This window comes from Streptomyces sp. NPDC058284, assembly GCF_042881135.1.
Taxonomy (GTDB): Bacteria; Actinomycetota; Actinomycetes; order Streptomycetales; family Streptomycetaceae; genus Streptomyces.
Map to the genome: position 1 here is coordinate 115,699 of NZ_JBHVYE010000013.1, position 24,125 is coordinate 139,823.

The following is a 24,125-nucleotide window of genomic DNA, read 5'->3' on the forward strand; positions in this document are numbered from 1 at the left end:
CTTCGCTGCCCGTGGGTCGACCCCGACTGGACGCCTCTATTTAGGTAAGGCTAGCCTTACTTTGCTTGGTCGTCGGGAAGTGACGCGGCGACGTGACGAGCCGTCCTTCGACGTGGAACCGAGGAAGGTAAGCCTTGATCACGGCTACGCCGCGCCCTGCCCCGCTGCCGCACGCGCTCCCCACGCGTACGCCCCACGTACGCGCCGCACGCAAGGAGGACGCCGCCGCACTCGCCGCCCTCTCCCGGCCGTTCGTACGCTCGGGGGCGCTACGGGAACGCCCGGCCTCGCTGTACGCCGCCCAGGCCGCCGACTTCCTCGTGGCGGACACACCCGGTGCGCCGCTCGACGGCTGCGTCGGTCTGCGTGTGTACCCGGCCGCGCCGGGGGAGGGCCGCGGGCCCGTGGGCGTTCTGTACAACTTCTGCGTGGCAGGGCACCGGCAGGGCCGCGGCGTGGGAGGCGGGCTCCTGCGCGCCGTACTGGCTGTCGCACACGCCCAGTCGCTCGAAGCGCTGTTCACGGCGACTACGGGAGGCGGCGACCTGTTCCTCCGGTACGGATTCGCGCCCACGACCACGCGGCTGGCGCCCGCTTCCTGGGCGGCCTCACTCGATCCGCGACGCAACGCGAGGATTCTGACGTTGGGTCTGTGAAGAGCGGGGGAGGGGAACGGGGGTCGTTCCCGCTGCCCCCGCCCGGCGTCTCCGTTGTGTTGAGCGTCTCCTTGCCATGGGGTTCGCCCTGACCACTGGGCTTGCCACCGTTCTCACCGGGCCGGTCGGACGACGGGATGTTCGGGGCCGAGGACGGAACGGGCCCGGCGCTCTAGCGGTGCTTGTCCTTGTCTTTGTCTTCGTCCTTGGAACCGTCACCGCTGGCGTTCACTGCGAGAACGACGGTGCTGATGACGAGGACCGCTGCCACGGCGACGGCGGGGCCGGGGGCAGGCCCAGGGTCGGGTCCTGGTCAGAGTCGGCGCCTGCCGCACCGAACCGGCACCCGAGTGCTGCTCACCCCTCCCCCCGCCGGGGAGGCGCTGCCGCTTCCAGAACATGTCATGAACGATCAGCCATGTTCCGAAACCGAGACGCCGGGAGGCGCGGCGGCGATTCCGGTTCCTTGGGTGCCCGTCAGACGGGGCACGCGTCGTGCTCCGAGCGGCTGCCCGGAACCAGAGGAGTGGCGTCGCGTCCGGCGCCCTCGGGGTCGGGGTCGGGGTCGGGACCAGGGCCGGGGTCGGTGTCCGGGTCGGCCGTGGGGGTAGCCGGGCCCTCGACACTGTCGGCGACGCCGGGCTCGCTCTCGGAAGGGACCACCGTCGTGCCGGGACCGACCTCGTCCAGGAGCCCTCGCAGCACCGCATGCGGCACGCGTCCGTCGACCACGTGTGCCTTGCCCACCCCACCGCGTACGGCCCGCAGACAGCCCTCCATCTTCGGCAGCATCCCGCTCGCCAGACCCGGCAGCATCGCGTCCAGCGCGTCGGCGGTCAGGTGCTCGATCACCTCGGTGCTGTGCGGCCAGTCCGCGTACAGGCCCGCCACATCGGTGAGCATCACCAGGCGTTCGGCGCCGAGGGCCACGGCCAAGGCGGACGCCGCGAGATCGGCGTTGACGTTGTAGACCTCGCCTTCCTCGCCGCGGGCCACGGGGGAGACCACCGGTATGTGCCCCTGCTCCAGAAGCGTGCGCACCATGGTGGGGTTCACGTCCACGACCTCGCCGACGAGACCGATGTCCACCGGCCTGCCGTCCACCCAGGCCGACCGCCGCACGGCCGTCATCGTGTGCGCGTCCTCGCCCGTCATCCCGACGGCGAAGGGCCCGTGCGCGTTGATGTGGCCCACCAACTCCCGCTGGACCCGGCCGGACAGCACCATGCGGACCACTTCCATGGTCTCCGGAGTGGTCACGCGCAGGCCCGCCTCGAAACGGGTCTCCAGGGCGAGGCGGTCGAGCATCGCGCTGATCTGCGGGCCGCCTCCGTGTACGACGACGGGGCGCAGGCCCGCTCGCCACAGCTCCACCACGTCCCGGGCAAACGTCCGTTGCAGGCCCGCGTCCACCATGGCATGGCCACCGAACTTGACGACGACCACGCTTCCCCGGAGCCCCTCAGGCACCTCCTCCGAGCGCAGGAACGCCCCGGTGGACGGGTCCGCGACCGCGCCACCGCCCTCGTCCGCTTTCACCCCGGCCCTGGCTCCCGTCCCGGCTCCCGTATCCAGGTCCACGCGCGCGTGCCCGTCTCCAAGCTCCCCGACCACCGTTCGCATCTCTGCCCTCCCCCCGTTCACGAGCTGTAGGCGCTGTTCTCGTGGACGTACGCCGCGGTGAGATCGTTCGTCCAGATCGTCGCCGCGGCCTCTCCGGAGCGCAGATCCACGATGACCGCCACCTGACGCCTCGACAGGTCAACCTTGTCCCGGTCCTCACCGGCCGCCCCGTCACGGCACACCAGGACGCCGTTGATCGCCACGTCCAAGCGGTCCGGGTCGAAGGCGGCGGAGGTCGTGCCGACCGCCGACAGGACTCGCCCCCAGTTCGGATCCTCGCCGTGCAGGGCGCACTTGAGGAGGTTGTTCCGGGCCACCGACCGGCCCACCTCCACGGCATCCCGCTCCGATGCCGCACCGATCACCCGCACCTCGATCTCCTTCGAAGCGCCCTCCGCGTCCGCGATGAGCCGGTGCGCCAGGTCGAGGCACACTCCGTGCACGGCCTCCGTGAACGCGGCCGGGTCCGGCCGTACCCCCGAAGCACCCGACGCGAGCAGCAGCACGGTGTCGTTGGTGGACATGCAACCGTCCGAGTCGACCCGGTCGAAGGTGGTGCGCACCGCTTCTCTCAGGGTGGCGTCGAGCTCGGGCGCGCTCACGTCGGCGTCCGTGGTGAGCACCACCAGCATGGTCGCGAGACCGGGGGCGAGCATGCCCGCCCCCTTCGCCATCCCGCCCACGGTCCAGCCGGGCCCGGACGACACAGCCGTCTTGTGCACCGAGTCGGTGGTCTTGATGGCCACGGCCGCATCCTCGCCGCCGTCGTCCGACAGCCGTGCAGCGGCGGCGTGGATGCCCGCCGTCACCCGGTCCATGGGCAGCGGGACGCCGATGAGTCCGGTGGAGCACACGGCGACCCGGCCGGTCTCGGTGCCGAGCGCCCGCGCCGCGCACTCGGCTGTCGTCCGGGTGTCGGCCTCGCCCTTGGGGCCGGTACAGGCGTTGGCCCCGCCGGAGTTGAGGACGACCGCGGACAGCGTGCCGTCGGCCACCGTTCGCCGGGACCAGCGCACGGGCGCGGCCTGTACGCGGTTCGAGGTGAACACGGCGGCCGCCGCGTTCGAAGGCCCCTGGTTCACCACAAGCGCCAGGTCGGGATCACCGGACTCCTTGATCCCCGCGGACACTCCGCTCGCGAGGAATCCCCGGGCCGCGGTCACACTCACGGAGCCACTCCATTCATGGGCAGACCCATCGTCTCGGGCAGACCGAGGGCGATGTTCATGCTCTGTACCGCGCCACCGGCGGTGCCCTTGGTCAGGTTGTCGATCGCACTGACGCAGACGAGCCGGCGAGCGGCCGCGTCCACGGCCACCTGTACACGGACGGCGTTGGACCCGACCACGGCGGCCGTGGACGGCCACGTACCCGGCGGCAACAGGTGTACGAACGGTTCGTCGGCGTAGGCGGTCTCGTACACGGCGCGTACGTCGTCCTCCACGGTGCGGGCCGTCGGACCGGGGCGCAGGCGCGCCGAACAGGTGGCGAGGATGCCCCGGGGCATGGGGGCCAGGGTCGGCGTGAACGACACGGTCACGCGCTCACCGGCGACCTGGGAGAGATTCTGCGTCAGCTCCGGTGTGTGCCGATGGCCGCCGCCGACCCCGTACGGTGCCATCGACCCCATCACCTCGGAGCCGACCAGATGGGGCTTGGCCACCCGGCCCGCTCCCGACGCACCGCTGGCCGCGACGACGACGGCCTCCGGCTCCACCAGCCGCGCCAGGAAGGCCGGGTACAGCGCCAGGGTGACGGCTGTCGGGTAACAGCCCGGTACGGCGATGCGGCGCGCGTCCCGCAACTCTTCCCGCGCGCCCGGGAGTTCGGGCAGCCCATAGGGCCACGTCCCGGCGTGCGCAGTGCCGTAGAAACGCTCCCAGTCGGCCGCCCCACGCAACCGGAAATCCGCCCCGCAGTCCACGACGAGCGTGTCGTCCTCCAACTGCCGTGCCAGTTGCGCGGACTGGCCGTGCGGCAGCGCGAGGAACACCACGTCATGGCCGCGCAGGCTCGCCACCGACGTCTCTGTCAGCGTCCGGTCCGCGAGGGCGGTCAGGTGCGGCTGTACCTCCCCGAGCCTCTGCCCCACGCTGCTGTGCGCGGTCACCGCGCCGATCTCGACCTCCGGATGCGAAAGCAGCAGGCGGAGAATCTCCCCACCGGCATAGCCACTCGCTCCGGCCACCGCGGCCCGTACTGTCATGGTCTCCGTCTCTCGTGGTGGAGGTTCCGACCTGCGAAGTTGTACTTAGCTTAGCCTAACCTAATCGAGGGTCGCCGATCCGGTGTGAGGCCGGTGGAGACCGGTGGGAAGCGGCGATTGCCGGTGGAGGCTGACGGAGCTGGGTGCTGACGGAGCTGGGTGAGGGCTGCTGGACGCGGCGAGGGTGGCCGAGACCCCAACTGTGCGCCCCGGCGGGGCGGGAAGGCGACCCCCGCCCTCCAGCTGTGGATAACCCTTGGCGTGCCCCTGACCGGGGTTATCCACAGGGTCAACCGGAGTGCGGCGATCCGCGGGAGAGTCGGCGCATGACGAAGAACCACAGCGAAGCAGCCGACCCGATCGACCCCAACGGCTCGACCCGGCCAAGGAGTTCGTTCGACGAGCCGGTGGTCACTCTGCGCACTCCGGCCGAACTGGCCGACGCCCTGCCGTATTTGCTCGGCTTCAAGCCCGAGAAGAGCATCGTGCTCATCGCTCTCCACGGCGACCAGGGACGGTTCGGCGGCCGTGTGCGCCTCGGAGTTCCCGAGCGCGCGGAGGACTGGCCGTGCGTCGCGGAGCAGCTGGCCCAATGCCTGGTGGGTGGCTGTGAGAGGAGGGGGGAGCGGCCGGACGGCGTCGTGGCGTTCCTGTGCCAGGAGCCCGTTGGCGCGGAGTCCGGGCAGCAGGTGAGGGAGCGCCTGAGGCCACTGGCCCAGGTACTGCGCACCGCGTGCGGCCGGCTGGAGGTCCCGGTGCTCGAAGTCGTGTGCATCTCGGGAAACCGTCTCTGGACCTACTGCTGCCCGGACACCCGGTGCTGTCCGCCGGGAGGCATGCCCCTCCTCAGGCCCGGCACTTCTGTCCTGGCCGCCGCGGCGACCTATATGGGGGTACGGGCGGATCTCACGCAAGGCGAGATCAGGGGACGCCTCACTCCCTGGGAGACCGCTGCGGCCGCCGACCAGGAGCGCGCGCTCGACGCGGCCGGTCTCACGCTCATCCCCAGGATGCTGGACGAGGTGGTCCAGGGCGACGAGTCCCTGGGCGACGCCGAGCAAGGCCATGAGGATCAGGGGCAGGAGGGTGTGGCGGCCGAGACGCTGGATCTGGCCCGTCGGATCATCGCCCGCCTGGCCGCCGCACCCCCGGCAGCCGACACACTCGACGCGGACAACAGGGACGACGAGTTGATCGCGCACGACGAAGCGGCCGCACTGATCCTCGGGCTGCAGGTCCGGACGACCCGCGACCGCGCGGCCGAATGGATGGAGGGCGCCGAGGCACCGCCCGCGCTGCGGCTCTGGAGGTCCCTGGCCCGGCGCTGCGTCGGCGCGTACGCGGAGCACGCGGCGGCGCCGCTGTCCCTGGCCGGCTGGGTCGCCTGGTCCCTCGGCGATCCCACGGAAGGGCAGGAGGCCCTGGACATGGCGCTGCGCGCCGACTCCGGATACGCCTTCGCCCTGCTCCTCCACCAGGCCTGCAACGAAGAGGTGGATCCGGAGGCGATCCGCCGCTGCCTGCGAAGGGAGCGCGACGCCCGCGAGGGCGCCGGGGCGCCAGATGCCGGTGCGTGTGACTCCCTCGAGGCGTCGGAAGGCGGAGCCACCCGGCGCCGCCGGCGTCGGTCGTCGCGCACGGCGGGTGACGAGGCTCGTCGGCCCCGGGCTTCCGCAGGCCCCCAGACCTTCGGAGGCGGGCGGACCTCCGGCGGCCCGGGCACGGGACCGCGGAACCGCCGCCGCACCATCCGGCGCAGTGCGCGGGACGACCGATGAGTCCTCGGCCCCGGTGGTGGAGCGCATGGACACCGCGGCTGCGGGCGGGCGCGGCACGCCTGAGAGACCGCAGCCGCCGCCGGAGTCGAACCCCGGCCCAAGCCCACGCCCAAGCCCACGCCCAAGCCCAAGTCCACGATCACGCCGATGACCGATCCCACGACGAAACGCACGACCAAGCCCACGGCCGATCCCACGACCAAGGCCACGATCAAGTCTTAAGTAGCCCCGGCCACCCCCACACCCATAACCACCCCCACACCCATAACCACCCCCACACCCACCCCCATGGCCCCATCTGGAGCCACGACAGGGGCCACATGGGCGGCTTCCCGGCGTGCGGGCGTGACCCGGAGCGGGGTCGGCCCGTTCACCTGAGTGGCGGTACCTGCAGCCGGGTCGCGCCGCCGTACCTCCTCCGACCTCCCGTAGCGCAGACAACGCAGAAGAAGCTGCCTCATGTCTCTTCCCGCTCCGTCTTCCGTCTCCGACAGAGAGGGGCCCCAGCGGACCGTGCAGGCCCGCTCGCCCCTGCCCGGCGGCCCGGCCCGGGCCCCCGCTCCGGTACCGCGCCGCCCCGCCGAACTCCCGCCCGCGCACGCCCTGCTGATCTGCGTCGCCCTGCCGGCCCTGGCGATCTCAACGGACCAGGGGCAGTTGACCGGCCGAGGGCTGGAGGGGTTCTTCCGTGCGGGACGCCGGACCCTCTCCCGCTGTCAGCTGCGCGTGGCGGGGCGCGAACCGGTCGCCGTGCAGGCCCGCATGCTGTCCTCGGACAGCGCCCGGTTCGTCGCGACGCTGCGCCTGCCGACGGACCGCGGCCCCGACCCGGAGGTCACCGTCGAACGGCTCCGCCACGCGGACGGTACGGAGCGGATCACCCTGCACAGCGCGGCCGGGCGCCCTCTCCGGCTGCCCGTCGAGGTCTCGCTCGGCACGGACCTCGCCGAGGTGGGCGCGGTCGCTTCGGGCCGGGTCGGCCCCGAACTGGCCGCCAGCGTGTACGACTCCGGCCTGCGGTGGTCCTCGGCCACGGCTCATTGCGTGGTCACGGCCGACCCCGCGCCCGACGACGCCATGGCCTCGGCGGGACTGCTGCGCTGGGAGGTGGACCTGCCGCCGGGCGGCTCCCGGAGCCTGGAGCTGCGGGTGCGAGCCGACGGTGCCGGTCCGGTCCGGGCGGCGGGGTACGGCGGGACGCGGTCCCTCGCCGGGGCCCGGGCGGTCGGCGACGACCCCGGGGTCCAGCCGCTCCTCGACCGATCCGTCGAGGATCTGCAGGCGTTGCTGCTGCGCGACAGCGAGCACCCGACCGACGTGTACCCGGCGGCGGGGGCCCCGTGGCGTTGCGGACTCGCACCGGCCGAGGCGCTGGCCGCCGCCCGGATGGCACTGCCTTTGGGCACGCGGCTCGCCGCGGGAACGCTGCGTACCCTGGCCCGCAGCCAGCTCACCGGCCCCGGACACCGTTCGGGCATGATCCCGGGACCGTTGCGGGACGCGGGCCCCCACCTGCCGCCCGGCTGTACGGGGACCGAAGCGACCCTGCTCTTCCCGGTGCTCCTCGCGGAAGCGTGGCGTTGGGGGCTCCCCGCACAGGAAGTCGAGGAACTGCTGCCCGCGGCGGAGCGATGCCTGAGGTGGCTGCGAGCCGCAGTCGGCGACGGAGTGTTCCTGCCCGACACCTACCCGGGCGCACCTCAGACCGGCCCCGCGCGCCAGGTCGGCCCCTCGCACCAGACCGGCTCCGCACCCCGGGGCGCCCGCCCGGGAGGACTCGCGCGCGGCGAGGTCCAGGCCCATGCGCACCGGGCCGCGCTGCTCGGGGCCGACCTGCTCGACGCACACGGCCGCGCGGACGCCACCGGTCTTCGGCAGTGGGCGGCACGGCTGCGGTCGGCGTTCCGGGAGGAGTTCTGGGTGGAGGACCGGGCGGGCGGCAGACCTGCCGCCGCCCGCCTGCCGGACGGACGGCTCGTTCCGCACCTCACCGGTGGAGCGGCCCACCTCTTGGACACCGGCCTGCTCGGGTCGGGCACGCTCGCCCCGGGCCTGCTCGACAAGGTCAGGACCGAGCAGCTGGCCCGGTTGCTCGGAGGGCCCGCCATGGACTCGGGCTGGGGACTGCGCAGCCTGGGCGCCAAGGAGACCGCGTACAACGCCTTCGGGCACCGGGGCGGTTCGGTCCGTGTACAGGAGACGGCGGTCGCCGTCGCGGGACTGGCGGCGGCGGGATATGAGAAGGAGGCGAGCTCGCTGCTGCGCGGCATGTTGTCCGCGGCCGAGTTCTTCGACCACCGGCTGCCCGAGATGTACGCGGGGGAGCAGCGCACGGTGGGCGGAGCGCCGCTGCCGCATCCGGCCGCCTGCCGGCCCGCGGCCACCGCCGCGGCCGCCGGGGTGCACGTCCTCGTGGCGCTCGCCGGAATCCGGCCCGACGCGCCGAGCGGAACGGTGAAGTTGAGTCCGGTCCGCAGCGCCCCGCTGGGAGAGCTGGGGCTGAGCGCGCTGAGCGTCGCGGGGGCCCCGTTCTCCGTACGCGTGAGTCGGCTAGGCCTCGCGATGGTCGAGGAGGCGGCCGACGGACTGCAACTGGGTGTGTGACGGCTGCCCCGAGCAACGGACGGGCGGACAGGGCGCTCGGCCACAGCCGCATCACGCACGGACCACAGCCGACACCGCCAGCTCACGTCGGCTCCGGCATGCCCCTCCTCTGGGTGCGGTATCGCTTTGGTGCGGTGTCGGGCAGGAATCCGCTGAGCCGAGAACCGGAAGCAATAGGCGAAGGAGGTGTTTATCGTCAGGCAGACGACTATGATCGCGGCATGTCGCCCTACGACCCGTCGGCCTTCCCGCCTTTCGCAGTCACCGTCGACCTGGTCGTGCTGACCGTGCGCCGTCACGCGCTCTGCGCGCTGGCCGTGCGGCGTGGTGAGCAGCCGTTTCAGGGGCGTTGGGCGCTTCCCGGAGGTTTCGTACGTGTCGACGAGGACCTCTCGGCGGCGGCGGCGCGTGAGCTGATCGAGGAAACGGGCCTGTGCGCCCACGAGCCAGACGCGCCGGCCCAGGTCAACGGAGCGCACCTCGAACAGCTCGCCACGTACGGCGGCCCCAAGCGCGATCCGCGCATGCGCGTCGTCAGCGTCGCCCACCTCGCGCTCGCCCCCGACCTGCCCGCGCCCCGGCCCGGCGGCGACGCCCGCAGCGCGCGCTGGGCACCGGTCGAGGCCCTGCTCAAACAAGGGGGCTACGGCCGCGAGGGCGAGCAGGCGGCTCCGCTGGCCTTCGATCACGCGCAGATCCTCGCGGACGGTGTGGAGCGCGCCCGCTCCAAGATCGAGTACTCCTCGCTGGCGACGGCCTTCTGCCCGCCGGAGTTCACCGTCGGCGAGCTGCGACGGGTCTACGAGGCCGTCTGGGGTGTCGTCCTCGACCCACGCAACTTCCATCGCAAGGTCACGGGCACCCCCGGCTTCCTCGTGCCCACCGGCGGGACGACCACCCGGCAGGGCGGTCGCCCCGCCCAGCTCTTCCGCGCGGGCGGCGCGACGCTTCTCAACCCGCCGATGCTGCGCCCCGAAGTCTGAGGACCTGTCACGGCCGCGCCCCCTGCCGACTGCCCCCTGCCACCTGCCGCGCCAGCCCGGCCGTGGTGTTCGGTGGACATCGGCGGGCCGGGCCGGGCCGCCGCGGCCATGCCATGACCGAAAAGCCGTAAATGTCGCGTTATGTTGCTGCAGTACCCACGGGGCTCGTCCGTCCCCGATCCGGCGGACGGGTCCCGGCCGCCGCGCGGTCGCACATCCTGCGAGAGAAGCGATGATCCAGGCCATCGGACTGACCAGCAACCCCCGCCAGGAGCTCCCGCCCGCCGTGGACGACGTCTCCTTCGAGGCGCGAAACGGCCGTGTCACGGCGCTGCTCGGCGCCGACACCACCGAGACGACCACGGTGCTGCGGCTGATGCTCGAACTTCAACAGGGCCGCGGCATCACGTACTTCAGAGGCCGCCCCCTGCACCGCATCGCCCACCCGGCCCGTGAGGTGGGCGCTCTCCTGGGCGATGTTCCCGGGCACCCGGCACGTTCGGTCCGCGGCCATCTGCGCATGCTGTGCGCGGCCGCAGGAGTGCCCGTCCAACGTGCCGACGACGTCCTGGAGGTCGTCGGACTCGTCAGCCTGCGGGACCAGCGCCTCGGCACTCTCTCGCGCGGCATGGACCGCCGCCTGGGACTGGCCTGCGCGCTGCTCGCCGACCCGCACACCCTCCTCCTCGACGGGCCGGGGGACGGCCTCTCGGCCCGGGAAGGCGCCTGGCTGCACGGAATCATGCGCGCCCACGCCAGTCAGGGCGGCACGGTCCTGTTCACCACCGACGACCCCAAGGAGGCCGCCCGCGCCGCCGACCGCGTCGTCACACTGGAGGCGGGGCGACTCGTCGCCGACCAGGAGGCCACGGACTTCGCGCGGACCAGGCTCCGCCCCCGCGTCGCCGTCCGGAGCCCGCACGCCGCACGCCTCGCCGCTCTCCTCGTCAAAGAGGCACGTGCGCGGCACCACTCCATCGAGGTGGTCAAGGAGGACGGCACCAGGCTCTCCGTGTACGGCAGCAACTGCGCCGACGTGGGCGAGACCGCGTACCGGCACGGCATCCTCGTCCACCAACTCGCCGACGAGCTCGGCGATGCGGGGCCGCTGAACCAGTCCGCGCCCGTGGCGCCACCGGTTCCGGCGACCTTGTCCGAGGCGTCGGCCAAACCTCGACCGGACGGTGCTTCCACCTCCGCCCCCCTCGCCATCGTGGCCCCGACTTCGACGTCGGCTTCCACTCCGAATGCGGCTCCGAACTCTGCGCCGACCTCGATCCCGGCCCCCGCCTCGGCCGGGGACTCCGCCCCGCTCTCGGCCGAAGCCCTCGGTGAAGAGGAGGCGGAAGAGCCGGAGCTGACGGCCTCCATGGCCGACCTCGTCCCCCTGGCCCCGCTCGAAACCCACGACACCGTGCCGCTCGAAGGCGCCGCCGCGCGCCCGGCCGCCCTCTCTTCGGGCCCACCCGCAACCCGGGGTGCGCTGCCCGGCCTGCCGCCGCCCATCACTGTGTGCCCCAGCCGAAGCCCCTTGCGTCCCCTGCGCTACGAACTGCGCCGCCTGACAGGTGTCGGCACCGGCTACCTCACCCTGGCCCTCGTCCTCGCCGCCTCCGCCGTCATCTGCGTCTTCCTGGCACGCTCCGGCCATACGTCGCAGTCGCGCCTCCTCGCCGCCTGGCCAGGCCAGCTCCCCCTACCGCCCGCGGCTCTCGGGGCGGGTCTCCTCGGAGCCCTCGCCTTCGGTGACGAGTTCCGCCATCCCGCACTCGCCGCGGACCGGGGCACAGTGCCGCGTCGCCTCGGGCTGCTCGGCGCCAAACTGCTCGTCGCGGCCGCCACGGCGCTGCTCCTCGGCGCCCTCGCGGTGGTCTCCGACGCCATGCTGCTCCACCTTGTATACGGAGAAGAACTCACGAAAGTTCCCGTGGACTGGCCGTCGCTGGGCGCCAGTTGGACGGCCCTGGTCACGGGGTGCGCCTGGGCCGGAGTGCTGGCCGCAGGCGTCTTCCGGTCCACCGCCGCCGGGCTCGCCGCCGTGCTCGCGGTGCCGATCGTCGTCGTACCGCTCGTACAGAAGGCCGTTGAGGGGCCGTCCGTTCGATCGGCGGCGGGGCTCCCGGGGCGGCTGCGGGACATCGCTCTGGTGCAGTGGCCGTTCGGTGCCGAGCGGTATCTGGCGGCGGGAGTACGCATGATCGCTCAACCTGTGGGCGGTGCGCTGACGTTGTCCCTGGCCGCTCTGCTCTGCGCATATCTGCTCACGGCGATGCGTACGAGGGTCCGGTGACGACCGCCCGCCGCCCTCCGGAACTGGGTTGTAGGCAATTCCCCGGACAGCGTCCGTTTCTTGCTGATAAGGCGTCAATTGCGGCGAGGTAGGCGATCACCCTTTCGTGTGCTTTTCACCAAAGACCTCAAGGGAGTTGGATGCAGAGCCGACAACTGATCCGTGAGTACCCTTGCGCACACCATGATGACCACCGCCCGCTCCGCCGACTCCGGTCTCGCCGGCCCGGGTGACCTCGACCGATACCCCTACGCCGAGACGCCCGGCGGCGATCGCGTCGGCGCGCCCGTATGGGACGGCCCCGACCAGGACCTGGGACGGGTGGGCCGGCGCTCCGCCGGGAACCGCGGCCGCGGCCTGCACGGCCAACTCGTCCAGCAGCTGGGCCAGATGATCGTCTCCGGTGACCTCGGCGCCGACCGCCCACTCGTTCCCGAGGAGATCGGCCAGCGCTTCGAGGTCTCCCGCACCGTCGTCCGTGAGTCCCTGCGCGTGCTCGAGGCCAAGGGCCTGGTCAGCGCCCGGCCCAACGTCGGCACGCGCGTGCGGCCCGTCAGTGACTGGAATCTGCTCGATCCGGACATCATCGAGTGGCGGGCCTTCGGGCCACAGCGCGATGACCAGCGGCGCGAGCTCGGTGAGCTGCGCTGGATGATCGAGCCGCTGGCCGCCCGCCTCGCCGCCGGGCACGGCCGCGAGGAGGTGCAGCAGCGGCTCGCCGACATGGTGGAGATCATGGGGCACGCGCTGGCCCAGGGCGACGTGATCACCTTCTCCCGCGCCGACGCGGAGTTCCACTCGCTGCTCATCCAGATCGCGGGCAACCGCATGCTTGAACACCTCTCCGGCATCGTCTCGGCCGCCCTCCAGGTTTCGGGCGGGCCGGTCACCGGCTGTGACCGCCCCACCGAGGCCTCCCTGGTGCACCACTCCCGGGTCGTCGACGCCCTCGCGGCGGGCGACGGAGCCGGCGCCGAGGCCGCCATGCGGCAGCTGCTCACCGTCCACCCCGAGGTGGAGCGCGTCGTGCCCGCCCCGCGCGAGCACTGACCGCGCGGCCACGCCGACGCCGCGGTCGTGCGCGCGCCTCGCGGCGGTGCTGAGTCATCGCGTACGTCGATCCCTACGCCGTCGACGGCCTCCGTCGCCGCTCCTCGTGTCGCCGGACCTCCACGGGCTCTCCAGGGCCCGCGGGGTCCGGCGACACGCTCGTGGGGGGTTTCCGCACCGGGCATCGGGGGATCATTCGTGCATGTCTATAGGTCGCGTATGACCGTGTATGGAAGCTTTTGAGTACTTACGGGGTGTGACTCGGGCCACGTAGATTGGGCGTAACGCTCCAAGGAACAGCGCGATGACCTAAGAGGTGATAGCCGAGGAAGGAATACAGACGTCGTTCGCGGCGCTGTGCAGCTCCCCGGCCCCGCCCGCGCCGTCGGCCCAATCCCCTGCCGCCGGTCGTCGGCTCCGGTCCACAATGGACGGGGCCGGAAGCCGTTTTCCAACGTTCCGAGAGGTTGTTCGTGTCGGCCAGCACATCCCGTACGCTCCCGCCGGAGATCGCCGAATCCGTCTCTGTCATGGCGCTCATCGAGCGGGGAAAGGCTGATGGGCAGATCGCCGGCGATGACGTGCGTCGTGCCTTCGAAGCTGACCAGATTCCGGCCACTCAGTGGAAGAACGTTCTGCGCAGCCTCAACCAGATCCTCGAGGAAGAGGGTGTGACGCTGATGGTCAGTGCCGCGGAGCCCAAGCGCCCCCGCAAGAGCGTCGCAGCGAAGAGTCCGGCCAAGCGCACCGCGACCAGGACGGTCGCGGCCAAGGCCGCCACGGTGAAGCCCACCGCCACCGCCGCCACTGAGGCGCCGACCGCGGACGGCCTCGCCGAGGACGGACCCGCGAAGAAGGTCGCCGCCAAGAAGACGACGGCCAAGAAGGCCGTCGCCAAGAAGACCGCTGTCAAGAAGACGGCGGCCAAGAAGACCGCCGCCAAGAAGGACGCCGACGAGCTCCTGGACGAAGAGGCCACCGAGGAGACGCCCGCCGCCAAGCCCGGTGAGGGCGAGCCGGCCGAGGAGGGCGCTCAGGGCTTCGTGCTGTCCGACGAGGACGAGGACGACGCACCGGCCCAGCAGGTCGCCGCGGCCGGCGCCACCGCCGACCCCGTCAAGGACTACCTGAAGCAGATCGGCAAGGTCCCGCTCCTCAACGCGGAGCAGGAGGTCGAGCTCGCCAAGCGTATCGAGGCCGGCCTGTTCGCCGAGGACAAGCTGGCCAACGCCGACAAGCTCGCACCGAAGCTCAAGCGCGAGCTGGAGATCATCGCCGAGGATGGCCGCCGCGCCAAGAACCACCTCCTGGAGGCCAACCTCCGCCTCGTGGTCTCCCTGGCCAAGCGCTACACCGGCCGCGGCATGCTCTTCCTGGACCTCATCCAGGAGGGCAACCTCGGTCTGATCCGCGCGGTCGAGAAGTTCGACTACACCAAGGGCTACAAGTTCTCCACGTACGCCACCTGGTGGATCCGGCAGGCGATCACCCGCGCCATGGCCGACCAGGCCCGCACCATCCGTATCCCGGTGCACATGGTCGAGGTCATCAACAAGCTGGCCCGTGTCCAGCGCCAGATGCTCCAGGACCTGGGCCGTGAGCCCACCCCGGAGGAGCTGGCCAAGGAACTCGACATGACCCCGGAGAAGGTCATCGAGGTCCAGAAGTACGGCCGCGAGCCGATCTCCCTCCACACCCCTCTGGGTGAGGACGGCGACAGCGAGTTCGGTGACCTCATCGAGGACTCCGAAGCGGTCGTGCCGGCCGACGCGGTCAGCTTCACGCTCCTCCAGGAGCAGCTGCACTCCGTCCTTGACACCCTGTCCGAGCGCGAGGCGGGCGTGGTCTCCATGCGCTTCGGCCTCACGGACGGCCAGCCCAAGACCCTCGACGAGATCGGCAAGGTCTACGGAGTGACGCGTGAGCGCATCCGCCAGATCGAGTCGAAGACGATGTCGAAGCTGCGCCACCCGTCGCGCTCGCAGGTCCTGCGCGACTACCTCGACTAGGCGCCGCCGGTCGGGGGAGCACTCCACGAAAGGCCCGAAGTCCGCAGTACGCGGCTTCGGGCCTTTCGCGTGCGCGGGTGCGCGGTGAGCCATACTGGATCACTCTGGGTACGCGATCGCAACCCCAGAGTGAGGAGCTCGCATGCGTCGTCCCTTCGCCCGAGCGTGGACCGCGGTGATGGCCCTGGCGGCCGGCGCCGTCCTGCCGCTGGCTTCCCCGGTGCCCGTCGCGGCCGACAGCGTGGTCGTCGGCGGCCACCCGGTCAACGTGTCCGACAGTCCATGGGCGGTGGCGCTGTCCAGTCGTGCCCGATTCGGCGACGCGCGTGCGGGGCAGTACTGCGGCGGCGCGGCCGTAGGGCGCTCGACGGTCCTGACGGCGGCCCACTGCGTGAGCGAGACGGTGCTCGGGGTGGCCGTCGACAAGGTGGCGGACCTCAAGGTGATCGCCGGCCGTGGCGATCTCGGAACGAAAGAGGGGTCGGAGATCGCGGTGCGTAGCGTCCGGGTCGACCCGGAGTACGACAGCTACACGAACTCAGGCGACGTGGCGGTACTGACGCTGGCCGAGCCGCTGCCCGAGAAGTACACGATCCCCGTGGCGGCTGCGGGGGACCCCGCCTACCAGCCGGGCACGGACGCTGCCGTGTACGGCTGGGGGGACACGACGGGATCGGGTGACTACGCCCGCACGCTGCACGCGGCGGACGTGGGGGTCCTGGCCGATGCCGTGTGTGAGAAGGCGTATCCGGGCAGTGCCGAGGGGAAGTACATCGCGCGGACCATGGTGTGCGCCGGCGTGATGGAAGGCGGGCGAGACGCCTGCCAGGGGGACAGCGGCGGGCCGCTGGTCGCCCGCGGGCGGCTCATCGGGCTCGTGTCCTGGGGGAGCGGCTGCGGGCGCCCCGGTGACCCCGGTGTCTATACGCGGGCCTCAGAAGCCGCCAAGGTGATGCGTGGCCGCTGAGGGGCCGCTCGCCCTGCCCCCCTGCCCGGGCCGCACCGGGCGGCTCAGGGCGCCCCAGAGGGGCTGTCAGTGCCTCTGTGACGCCGCAACGAGAGCGGGCGGCCGTCCCTGCCTGTCGGCTGGGGCGGCCGCCCGTTCACCGGCCTGGTGTGCCGGAGCTGGCTCGTCGTGGATGCGAGGTGTCAGCGTTCCTCTTCGGTGGTGCTCTCGGGAACGGCGGTCAGACGCTCCGTCTCGTCCTGTATCTCAGCGGCGATCTTCTTGAGTTCCGGCTCGAACTTGCGACCGTGGTGGGCGCAGAAGAGCAGTTCACCGCCGCTCAACAGGACGACGCGCAGGTATGCCTGGGCGCCGCAGCGGTCGCAGCGATCAGCGGCCGTCAGGGGGCTCGCGGGGGTCAGAACAGTAGTCACGTCGCCTCTTCTCTAGCTCGACGAGCTGTCGTACCAGGGTCAACATCCAACCAGGCCGAAAACGTTCCCGCTCGTGGCTTTTCCTCGAAATTTCTTCCGAGGAGGCTGTCCGTTGCCGGTTGGCGGCGAATGTGCCGTATTGCGTCTCTTACGTGTCTTACGGTTTCGCGCTGTCTGTCAGGTCGGATCCTCTCCGGCTGGCTTGCCGGTTGTTCAAGAGGACGTGCCCGGAGCCTAAATGGTTCATGCCTGGAAGGGAACGTGACGTGCGCTTCACTCCATCGAGGGATCGAACATGCATGCGAGCGTGGACTAGTCTGAGTTGAGACGAGGGTGGCGTGACAACGGCTCTACCAGGCCTCGGTACCCTCTGACCGGTAACCGAAGCCGCGTCCTTACCCCAAAGGACCCCCCTTGAAATTCAGCGAGGAGCGAACCGCGTGACCGCCGATACGTCCGTGCCGTCGACAGCATTGCTGACAGGAGCAGATCGGGACGGTTCCAACTACACCGCGCGGCACCTGCTCGTCCTGGAGGGGCTCGAGGCCGTCCGCAAGCGTCCGGGCATGTACATCGGGTCGACGGACAGTCGCGGCCTCATGCACTGCCTCTGGGAGATCATCGACAACGCCGTCGACGAAGCTCTGGGTGGGTACTGCGACCACATCGAGGTCATCCTTCACGACGACGCCTCCGTGGAGGTCCGGGACAACGGCCGCGGCATCCCGGTCGACGTCGAGCCCAAGACCGGCCTCTCCGGGGTCGAGGTCGTCATGACCAAGCTGCACGCTGGCGGCAAGTTCGGCGGCGGCTCGTACGCGGCCTCCGGAGGTCTGCACGGTGTGGGCGCCTCCGTGGTGAACGCGCTCTCCGCACGCCTCGACGTCGAGGTGGACCGTGGCGGGCACACTCATGCGATCAGTTTCCGGCGGGGCGTCCCAGGCGCCTTCGCCAAGCCGGGCCCCGACGCCGCCTTCGACCCCTCGGCCAAGCTGAGGAAGGTCAAGAAGGTCCCGAAGGCCCGTTCCGGTACCCGCGTGCGGTACTGGGCGGACCGCCAGATCTTCCTGAAGGACGCCAAACTTTCGCTGGAGAACCTCCACCAGCGGGCGCGCCAGACCGCGTTCCTGGTGCCCGGTCTCACGATCGTGGTGCGGGACGAGTTCGGTCTGGGCGAGGGCGGCACGAAGGGCGAGGAATCCTTCCGCTTCGACGGCGGCATCAGTGAGTTCTGCGAGTACCTGGCGCGGGACAAGGCGGTCTGCGACGTGCTGCGCTTCTCCGGCCAGGGCTCCTTCAAGGAGACGGTGCCGGTCCTTGACGAGCACGGTCAGATGACGCCCACCGAGGTCACCCGTGAGCTCGGGGTCGATGTGGCGCTGCGCTGGGGCACCGGGTACGACTCGACGGTCAGGTCCTTCGTCAACATCATCGCCACCCCCAAGGGCGGCACCCATGTGAGCGGTTTCGAGCGCTCGCTCACCAAGACGATGAACGAGGTCATGCGCGCCCAGAAGGTGCTGCGCGTCGCCGAGGACGACATCGTCAAGGACGACGCCCTGGAGGGCCTGACGGCGGTCGTCACGGTCCGCCTCGCGGAGCCGCAGTTCGAGGGCCAGACCAAGGAGGTCCTCGGCACCTCGGCGGCCAACCGCATCGTCGCCAACGTCATCGCCAAGGAGCTCAAGGCGTTCCTGACGTCCACCAAGCGGGACGCCAAGGCGCAGGCTCGCGCGGTGATGGACAAGGCCGTCGCCGCGGCCCGCACCCGCATCGCGGCCCGGCAGCACAAGGACGCCCAGCGCCGTAAGACGGCGCTGGAGTCCTCGTCGCTGCCGGCGAAGCTGGCGGACTGCCGCAGCGACGACGTGGACCGCAGCGAGCTCTTCATCGTCGAGGGCGACTCCGCGCTCGGTACCGCGAAGCTGGCGCGGAACTCCGAGTTCCAGGCGCTGCTGCCGATCCGCGGAAAGATCCTCAACGTTCAGAAGGCGTCCGTGACGGACATGCTGAAGAACGCCGAGTGCGGGGCGATCATCCAGGTCATAGGGGCGGGGTCGGGCCGGACCTTCGACATCGACGCCGCCCGCTACGGGAAGATCATTCTGCTGGTCGACGCGGACGTGGACGGGGCGCACATCCGGATTCTGCTGCTGACGCTGTTCCAGCGGTACATGCGGCCGATGGTGGAGGCGGGCCGGGTGTTCGCGGCCGTCCCGCCGCTCCACCGGATCGAGCTCAGCCAGCCCAAGAAGGGCCAGGACAAGTACGTCTACACCTACTCCGACCGGGAACTGCGCGAGACGCTCCTGGAGCTCCAGCGCAAGAACGTGCGGTACAAGGACTCCATCCAGAGGTACAAGGGTCTGGGCGAGATGGACGCCGATCAGCTGGCCGAGACGACGATGGACCCGCGCCACCGGACCCTGCGGCGCATCAACATCTCCGACCTGGACTCCGCCGAACAGGTCTTCGATCTGCTGATGGGTAATGACGTCGCCCCGCGCAAGGAGTTCATCACCAGCTCTGCCGCGACACTCGACCGCTCACGCATCGACGCGTAGCGCGAACATGCCGGTCGGTGCCGAGAGCGCGTCGCGAGCGCACCGAGAGCCAGCCGAGAGCGTGTCGCGAGGACGTTGAGCAGTGCGGGAGCCGGGTGCTCCACCCGCGGGTGGAGCACCCGGCTCCACCCGCGTTCAACCCCTGCGCCGATCCCGCGACCATGCGATGTCCGTAGCGTCGAAGGCGTCGATCCCTCTCGGATCGGCCTCGTTCCGTTCGTCGTACGGAGGCAGACATGTCCGGGCTCACCAACGCGCTGGTGATCTGCGTCGTCGTCGTGCTGGTGGTGGTCCGCCAGTTCAAGGCCCAGCAGATCGGTACCGACCGGCGCTGGTGGCTGATACCGGCGGTGCTGGTCTTCATGGCCGTGCGCGAGCCCGATCTGATCGATCCCCAGCACCGCACCGCGTCCGTGGCTCTGCTCGCCGCCGAGCTGTTCGTCGGGCTGGCCATGGGAGCCGGCTGGGCGCGGACCTCGCACGTGTGGACCGAGCGGGACGGGACGCCGTGGAGCAAGGGCACCAAGGCCACGGCCGTGGTCTGGGCCGTGGGGATAGGACTGCGGGCGGGGCTGTTCGGCGTCGGCTCGATGCTGCATGTACGCCAGGGGAGTGCCACCCTCATGCTGGCCCTCGCGGCCACGCTGCTGGTCCGCAGCGGTCTGCTCCTGCTGCGCGCCGGTTTTGGACACACGATGTACGGAGCGGCCGCGGCACACCGGCCGATGCGGAAGGAACCCGTATGAGTGCGGACCGCTGGACGAGATGGCCGTCCCGGGAGGCGCTCGCCTGGGCAGGACTGAGCCTGGCCCGACTGTGGTTCGTCAGGCTCCTGCGCGTGGTGATCATCGGCAGCCTGCTGTGGAACACGTTCCATGAGGACCGCGGCTGGAGTCTGGTGGGCGGGGTGGCCCTGGTCCTGGCCGTCACCGGGGCTGGGTGGGCGTTCTTCCGCGTCTCGTACGCCCATCGGCTGTGGCCGTCCCTGGCGCTCATGGCACTCCTCATGGGCGTCGCGTTTGCGGCGGAGATCGCCGACTGGCAGTTGCTCTCCCTCGTTCTCTGGTGCGCTTCGGCCGTCTCCGCCCTGGAGCGGCTGCCGCTGGCCGCGGCGGCGCCCTGCGTGTTCGTGGCGATGACCGGGTACGCCGCGTACAACGGCGACGGCTGGCTCATCACGGCACTCACCGTCGTCGGCCTCTCCCTTGCCGGGTACACCCTGCGTCTGGACGCCGAGGCGCGAGGCAGCGCCCACCGGCTGCTCGCCCAGGAGCGGGCCGCGCGCACCGCCGAGGCGGAGTCGGCGGCGCTCGCCGAGAGGGCCCGCATCGCCCGCGAGATCCACGACGTGCTGGCGCACAGCCTCTCCGCGCAGCTCGTCCACCTGGAGGCGGCTCGGCTGCTGATCGAACGGGACGCGACGAAGGAGCAGATCCTGGACCGGGTGGTGGCGGCGCGGTCCATGGCCAGGGAAGGACTCGCCGAGACCAGACAGTCGCTGTCCGCGCTGCGCGGAGAGCTGACTCCGGTCGAGGACTTCCTGCGTGAGCTGGTCACCGCGGACCACGCGTCGGTCACCGTGACGGGCGAGCGCCGCCCACTGCCCGCCGAGGCGTCCCAGGCGGTACGCAGAGTGGCGCAGGAGGCCCTGACGAACATTCGCAAGCATGCGCCGGGCTCGAAGATCCACGTCTGCCTGCAGTACGCGGAGGGTGAAGTGAGCCTGCAGGTGAGGGACTCGGGTGGGCAGTCGCCGGGGGAACTCGCCACCTCCGGCGCCGGGTACGGTCTGCTCGGGATGCGTGAGCGGGCCGAGCTGTTGGGCGGGTCCCTTGAGGCTGGACCGGGTGAGGAGGGCTTCGTGGTGACGCTGAGGGTGCCGGGATGACGGGGAACGAAGGTGTTGCCGGGGTCGCGGGCGAGAGCCCGACCGGGCCTGCCGCGGACGGAGGCAAGCCGCCCGCACGGGTGGTCGTGGTCGACGACCAGACGGTGGTGAGGGAGGGGATCGTGATGCTGCTCGGGCTGCTGCCGGGCATCGAGGTCGTGGGCTCAGGCGCCGACGGGGAGGAGGCTGTCCGCCTCGTCGCCGAACTCTCTCCCGACGTGGTCCTGATGGACCTGCGCATGCCTCGCTGCGACGGCGCGGAGGCCACGCGGCGTATCCGCGCCGAGTATCCGGGCACGCAGGTCGTCGTGCTCACCACCTACGCCGACGACGATTCGCTGTTCCCGGCCCTCAAGGCGGGCGCGCGCGGCTATCTGACCAAGGACGCCGGTGGGGAGCAGATCGTCCGGGCCGTGGAGGACGTCCTCTCGGGGGACGCCGGGCTGTCCCCGCAGATCCAACGCCGTCTTCTGGAACGGCTTTCGGAGCCGGAGGCCGCTGCGGTCCTTGAGCCGCCCGACGGCCTCACCACGCGGGAGACCGAAGTTCTCGTCCTGATCGCCGAGGGAATGACGAACCACGAGATCGCCCGGTCATTGCACGTCTCCACCGCGACGGTGAAGACCCACATCAACAATCTCTTCGCGAAGGCGGGCATCAAGGGCCGTGCGCAGGCGGTCCGTTACGCCTACAGACACGGGCTCACCAAGCCGGAAGGGAGAGCGGGTACCTGACGTGGCTTCACCTAATGGGGTGAAGAGCGCGGAGAGGGGAGCCGGAGATCTTCCCATTCTGTCCATCCTTGGGCACGCGGCCGGACAGGGCTGCGGACTAAGGAGAGTTCGGTGGAGAAGCACGACGGGCCCGATGTGGTGCCGGACCGGGCCGATACCGGCCGGGGCCGGTCCGGCGAGCTGAGGGACCCCTGGTACGACGCGCTCGCCTCCGGGTGGGGAGAACTGGACGGCACCGGGGCGCCGGCCGCCGTGGTGTCGCCCCGGGCCGCGGTCCCGCAGCGGAGTACGAGCGGGAGTGCGGCCGACATCTACCTGGAAGTGCAGCGCAGCGACGCTTTCCAGGAAGTGCGCAGGCGGTACCGGAGGTTCGTCGTCCCGGCCGTGGCCGCCTTCTTCACCTGGTACGTCGCGTATGTGGTGACGGCGACGACGGCGCCGGGACTGATGGCGCGCCCCGTCACGGGGGCCGTGAACGTGGCGATGCTGGCGGGGCTCGGGCAGTTCCTCACGACGTTCCTGCTGACCTGGGCGTACGCACGGCATGCCCGGTTGCGGCGGGACCGTGCGGCGCTCGATCTGCGCTGGGTCGTGTACGAGCAGAAGAGAGAGCGGGAGCAGCGGGAGCGGGACGCGGCGCGGGAGCCGGGCTCGGCTCATGAGCGGGGGGTGGACCTCTGATGGGTGACCACCAGGATCTCGCGCTGCTGCTGTTCGGCGTGTTCGTGGCCGTCACGCTGGCGATCACCACGTGGGCGAGCCGCCACCGGCATGGTTCGGCGGAGGAGTTCTACGCGGGCGGACGGCTCTTCTCCCCCATGGAGAACGGTTTCGCCATCGCCGGGGACTACATGTCGGCTGCCTCCTTCCTCGGCATCTCCGGACTGATCGCGCTCTTCGGTTATGACGGGCTGCTCTACTCGGTGGGGTTTCTCGTCGCGTGGCTGGTGGTGCTCTTCCTGGTGGCCGAACTGGTGCGCAACTGCGGCAAGTTCACGCTGGGTGATGTCGTCGCCGCGCGGATGAGGGAGCGTCCGGTGCGGATCGCGGCGGGCATCTCCTCGGTGACCGTCTCAGTTCTCTACCTGGTGGCGCAGATGGTGGGGGCGGGCTCACTGGTGGCACTGCTGCTGGGCAAGGCGAGCGGGGCGGCGCAGTCCTGGACAGTGATCGGCGTCGGTGCGCTCATGGTGATCTATGTGTCGCTGGGCGGCATGCGCGCCACCACCTGGATCCAGATCGTCAAGGCGGTCCTCCTGATGGGCGGGGCCGTCGCGCTGACCGTGCTCGTCCTGGTGCACTTCCACGGCGACTTCAACCAACTGCTGCGGACCGCGGCGGACCGCAGTGGCCACGGCGACCGATTCCTCGCGCCCGGCCTGAAGTACGGAGGCGACTGGACCGCCCGGCTCGACTTCATGAGTCTCGGTCTCGCGCTCGTGCTCGGCACCGCTGGGCTGCCGCACATCCTGTCCCGCTTCTACACCGTACCGACCGCGCGGGCCGCCCGTCGCTCGGTCGTCTGGTCCATCGGGCTCATCGGCGGCTTCTACCTGATGACGATCGTGCTCGGCTTCGGTGCGGCCGCGCTTGTCGGCCCCGATGCGGTGCGCGGTTCGAACGCCGCGGGGAACACGGCGGTTCCGCTTCTCGCGCTCGATCTGGGAGGCGGCGCGGACTCCACAGGCGGAACGGTTCTCTTCGCGATCGTCGCCGCCATCGCCTTCGCCACGATCCTCGCCGTGGTCGCCGGCATCACGCTGGCCTCCTCGGCGTCCGTGGCCCACGACCTGTACGCCTCCTTGCGGCGCAGGAACGCCGAGCCGCGCAGCGAGGTGGCGGTGGCCCGGATCTCCGCGGCCGGCATCGGCGTGGTCGCGATCGGCCTCGGCCTGCTGGCACGCGATCTGAACGTCGCGTTCCTGGTCGGCCTCGCCTTCGCGGTGGCCGCGTCCGCCAATCTGCCGGTGCTCCTCTACTCCCTGTTCTGGCGGAACTTCACCACCCGGGGCGCGGTGTGGTCGGTGTACGGAGGGCTGTTGCCCGCGCTCGCGCTGGTGGTGCTGTCGCCCGTCGTCTCCGGCGGTCCCCACTCACTGTTCCCCACGGTGGACTTCCAGTACTTCCCGCTGGAGAACCCCGGTCTCGTCTCCATCCCGCTGGGCTTCCTCGCGGGCTGGCTCGGCACGGTGACCTCGTGCGAGGAAGCGGACGAGGCCAAGCACGCGGAGGCCGAGGTGCGGTCGCTCACGGGCGCCGGGGCGGCGTGACGACGGCCCGTCGGGCACCTCGGGACGCTCGGCGCCTGTGTCGTGTTCCCGGCCGGACGACGCCCACCGAGCCGACCGGGGAGACGCAGG

Annotated in this window: 18 protein-coding genes; 14 read left to right on the forward strand and 4 right to left on the reverse strand. The window is 71.0% G+C overall.

Going from position 1 to position 24,125, the window contains the following annotated elements; translation table 11 throughout:
* The first annotated feature begins 134 nt into the window (after positions 1-134).
* Positions 135-656 (forward strand): GNAT family N-acetyltransferase, encoded by a 522-nt coding sequence (locus tag ACFVYR_RS19675; RefSeq protein ID WP_384257305.1) that lies wholly within the window; start codon positions 135-137, stop codon positions 654-656.
* 477 nt (positions 657-1,133) lie between these two features.
* Here the strand turns inward: ACFVYR_RS19675 and argB are convergent, their stop codons facing one another.
* The 3 genes from argB to argC are packed head-to-tail and all read right to left on the reverse strand — an operon-like array spanning position 1,134 to position 4,485.
* Positions 1,134-2,279, reverse strand: a complete 1,146-nt coding sequence (gene argB / locus ACFVYR_RS19680; RefSeq protein ID WP_384257302.1) for an acetylglutamate kinase — start codon at positions 2,277-2,279, stop codon at positions 1,134-1,136.
* A 17-nt stretch (positions 2,280-2,296) separates the two neighbouring features.
* Entirely contained in the window at positions 2,297-3,448 is a 1,152-nt protein-coding gene (gene argJ, locus ACFVYR_RS19685; protein WP_384257300.1) for a bifunctional glutamate N-acetyltransferase/amino-acid acetyltransferase ArgJ, read from the reverse strand.
* The gene (gene argC / locus ACFVYR_RS19690) at positions 3,445-4,485 is read right to left on the reverse strand and encodes an N-acetyl-gamma-glutamyl-phosphate reductase (RefSeq protein WP_384257298.1); all 1,041 of its coding nucleotides are present in this window, start codon (positions 4,483-4,485) and stop codon (positions 3,445-3,447) included. The genes argJ and argC overlap by 4 nt, the downstream gene beginning before the upstream one ends.
* 326 nt (positions 4,486-4,811) lie before the next feature.
* Here argC and ACFVYR_RS19695 point away from each other — a divergent pair, with 326 nt between their 5' ends.
* The 7 genes from ACFVYR_RS19695 to ACFVYR_RS19725 all read left to right on the forward strand — a co-directional run bounded on the left by ACFVYR_RS19695 (position 4,812) and on the right by ACFVYR_RS19725 (position 16,166).
* Complete coding sequence (locus ACFVYR_RS19695) at positions 4,812-6,263, forward strand: DUF4192 domain-containing protein (protein WP_384257295.1); 1,452 nt, start codon at positions 4,812-4,814, stop codon at positions 6,261-6,263.
* Positions 6,264-6,722: 459 nt separating this feature from the next.
* Positions 6,723-8,867, forward strand: coding sequence for a glycogen debranching N-terminal domain-containing protein (locus ACFVYR_RS19700; protein ID WP_384257292.1), 2,145 nt, complete (start codon positions 6,723-6,725; stop codon positions 8,865-8,867).
* Positions 8,868-9,088: 221 nt separating this feature from the next.
* On the forward strand, positions 9,089-9,850 hold the full coding sequence (locus ACFVYR_RS19705) for an NUDIX domain-containing protein (protein ID WP_384257290.1): 762 nt from the start codon (positions 9,089-9,091) through the stop codon (positions 9,848-9,850).
* Between the two features lie 232 nt (positions 9,851-10,082).
* On the forward strand, positions 10,083-12,140 hold the full coding sequence (locus ACFVYR_RS19710) for an ATP-binding cassette domain-containing protein (protein WP_384257287.1): 2,058 nt from the start codon (positions 10,083-10,085) through the stop codon (positions 12,138-12,140).
* Between the two features lie 162 nt (positions 12,141-12,302).
* Positions 12,303-13,190, forward strand: coding sequence for a FadR/GntR family transcriptional regulator (locus ACFVYR_RS19715; protein ID WP_384257285.1), 888 nt, complete (start codon positions 12,303-12,305; stop codon positions 13,188-13,190).
* 467 nt (positions 13,191-13,657) lie between these two features.
* Positions 13,658-15,199: an RNA polymerase sigma factor gene (locus ACFVYR_RS19720; RefSeq protein WP_384257283.1), complete on the forward strand. Its 1,542-nt coding sequence runs from the start codon at positions 13,658-13,660 to the stop codon at positions 15,197-15,199.
* A 142-nt stretch (positions 15,200-15,341) separates the two neighbouring features.
* Positions 15,342-16,166 (forward strand): S1 family peptidase, encoded by an 825-nt coding sequence (locus ACFVYR_RS19725; RefSeq protein ID WP_384257279.1) that lies wholly within the window; start codon positions 15,342-15,344, stop codon positions 16,164-16,166.
* 182 nt (positions 16,167-16,348) lie between these two features.
* Here ACFVYR_RS19725 and ACFVYR_RS19730 read toward each other — a convergent pair whose 3' ends face one another.
* Complete coding sequence (locus ACFVYR_RS19730; RefSeq protein ID WP_127911237.1) at positions 16,349-16,579, reverse strand: hypothetical protein; 231 nt, start codon at positions 16,577-16,579, stop codon at positions 16,349-16,351.
* 440 nt (positions 16,580-17,019) lie between these two features.
* Between ACFVYR_RS19730 and ACFVYR_RS19735 the strand changes: the two genes are divergently transcribed.
* The 6 genes from ACFVYR_RS19735 to ACFVYR_RS19760 all read left to right on the forward strand — a co-directional run bounded on the left by ACFVYR_RS19735 (position 17,020) and on the right by ACFVYR_RS19760 (position 24,035).
* Positions 17,020-19,143 carry a type IIA DNA topoisomerase subunit B gene (locus ACFVYR_RS19735; protein WP_384257276.1) on the forward strand — a complete coding sequence of 708 codons (2,124 nt, stop codon included), beginning with the start codon at positions 17,020-17,022 and terminating at the stop codon, positions 19,141-19,143.
* A 236-nt stretch (positions 19,144-19,379) separates the two neighbouring features.
* Positions 19,380-19,889: a DUF1453 domain-containing protein gene (locus ACFVYR_RS19740; RefSeq protein ID WP_384257274.1), complete on the forward strand. Its 510-nt coding sequence runs from the start codon at positions 19,380-19,382 to the stop codon at positions 19,887-19,889.
* Positions 19,886-21,031 (forward strand): sensor histidine kinase, encoded by a 1,146-nt coding sequence (locus ACFVYR_RS19745; RefSeq protein ID WP_384257272.1) that lies wholly within the window; start codon positions 19,886-19,888, stop codon positions 21,029-21,031. Before ACFVYR_RS19740 ends, ACFVYR_RS19745 begins: the two co-directional genes overlap by 4 nt.
* Positions 21,028-21,765, forward strand: a complete 738-nt coding sequence (locus ACFVYR_RS19750; protein WP_384257269.1) for a response regulator — start codon at positions 21,028-21,030, stop codon at positions 21,763-21,765. The genes ACFVYR_RS19745 and ACFVYR_RS19750 overlap by 4 nt, the downstream gene beginning before the upstream one ends.
* 111 nt (positions 21,766-21,876) lie before the next feature.
* Positions 21,877-22,446 (forward strand): DUF485 domain-containing protein, encoded by a 570-nt coding sequence (locus ACFVYR_RS19755; RefSeq protein ID WP_384257266.1) that lies wholly within the window; start codon positions 21,877-21,879, stop codon positions 22,444-22,446.
* On the forward strand, positions 22,443-24,035 hold the full coding sequence (locus ACFVYR_RS19760) for a cation acetate symporter (RefSeq protein ID WP_384257380.1): 1,593 nt from the start codon (positions 22,443-22,445) through the stop codon (positions 24,033-24,035). The genes ACFVYR_RS19755 and ACFVYR_RS19760 overlap by 4 nt, the downstream gene beginning before the upstream one ends.
* The last annotated feature ends 90 nt before the right edge of the window (positions 24,036-24,125 follow it).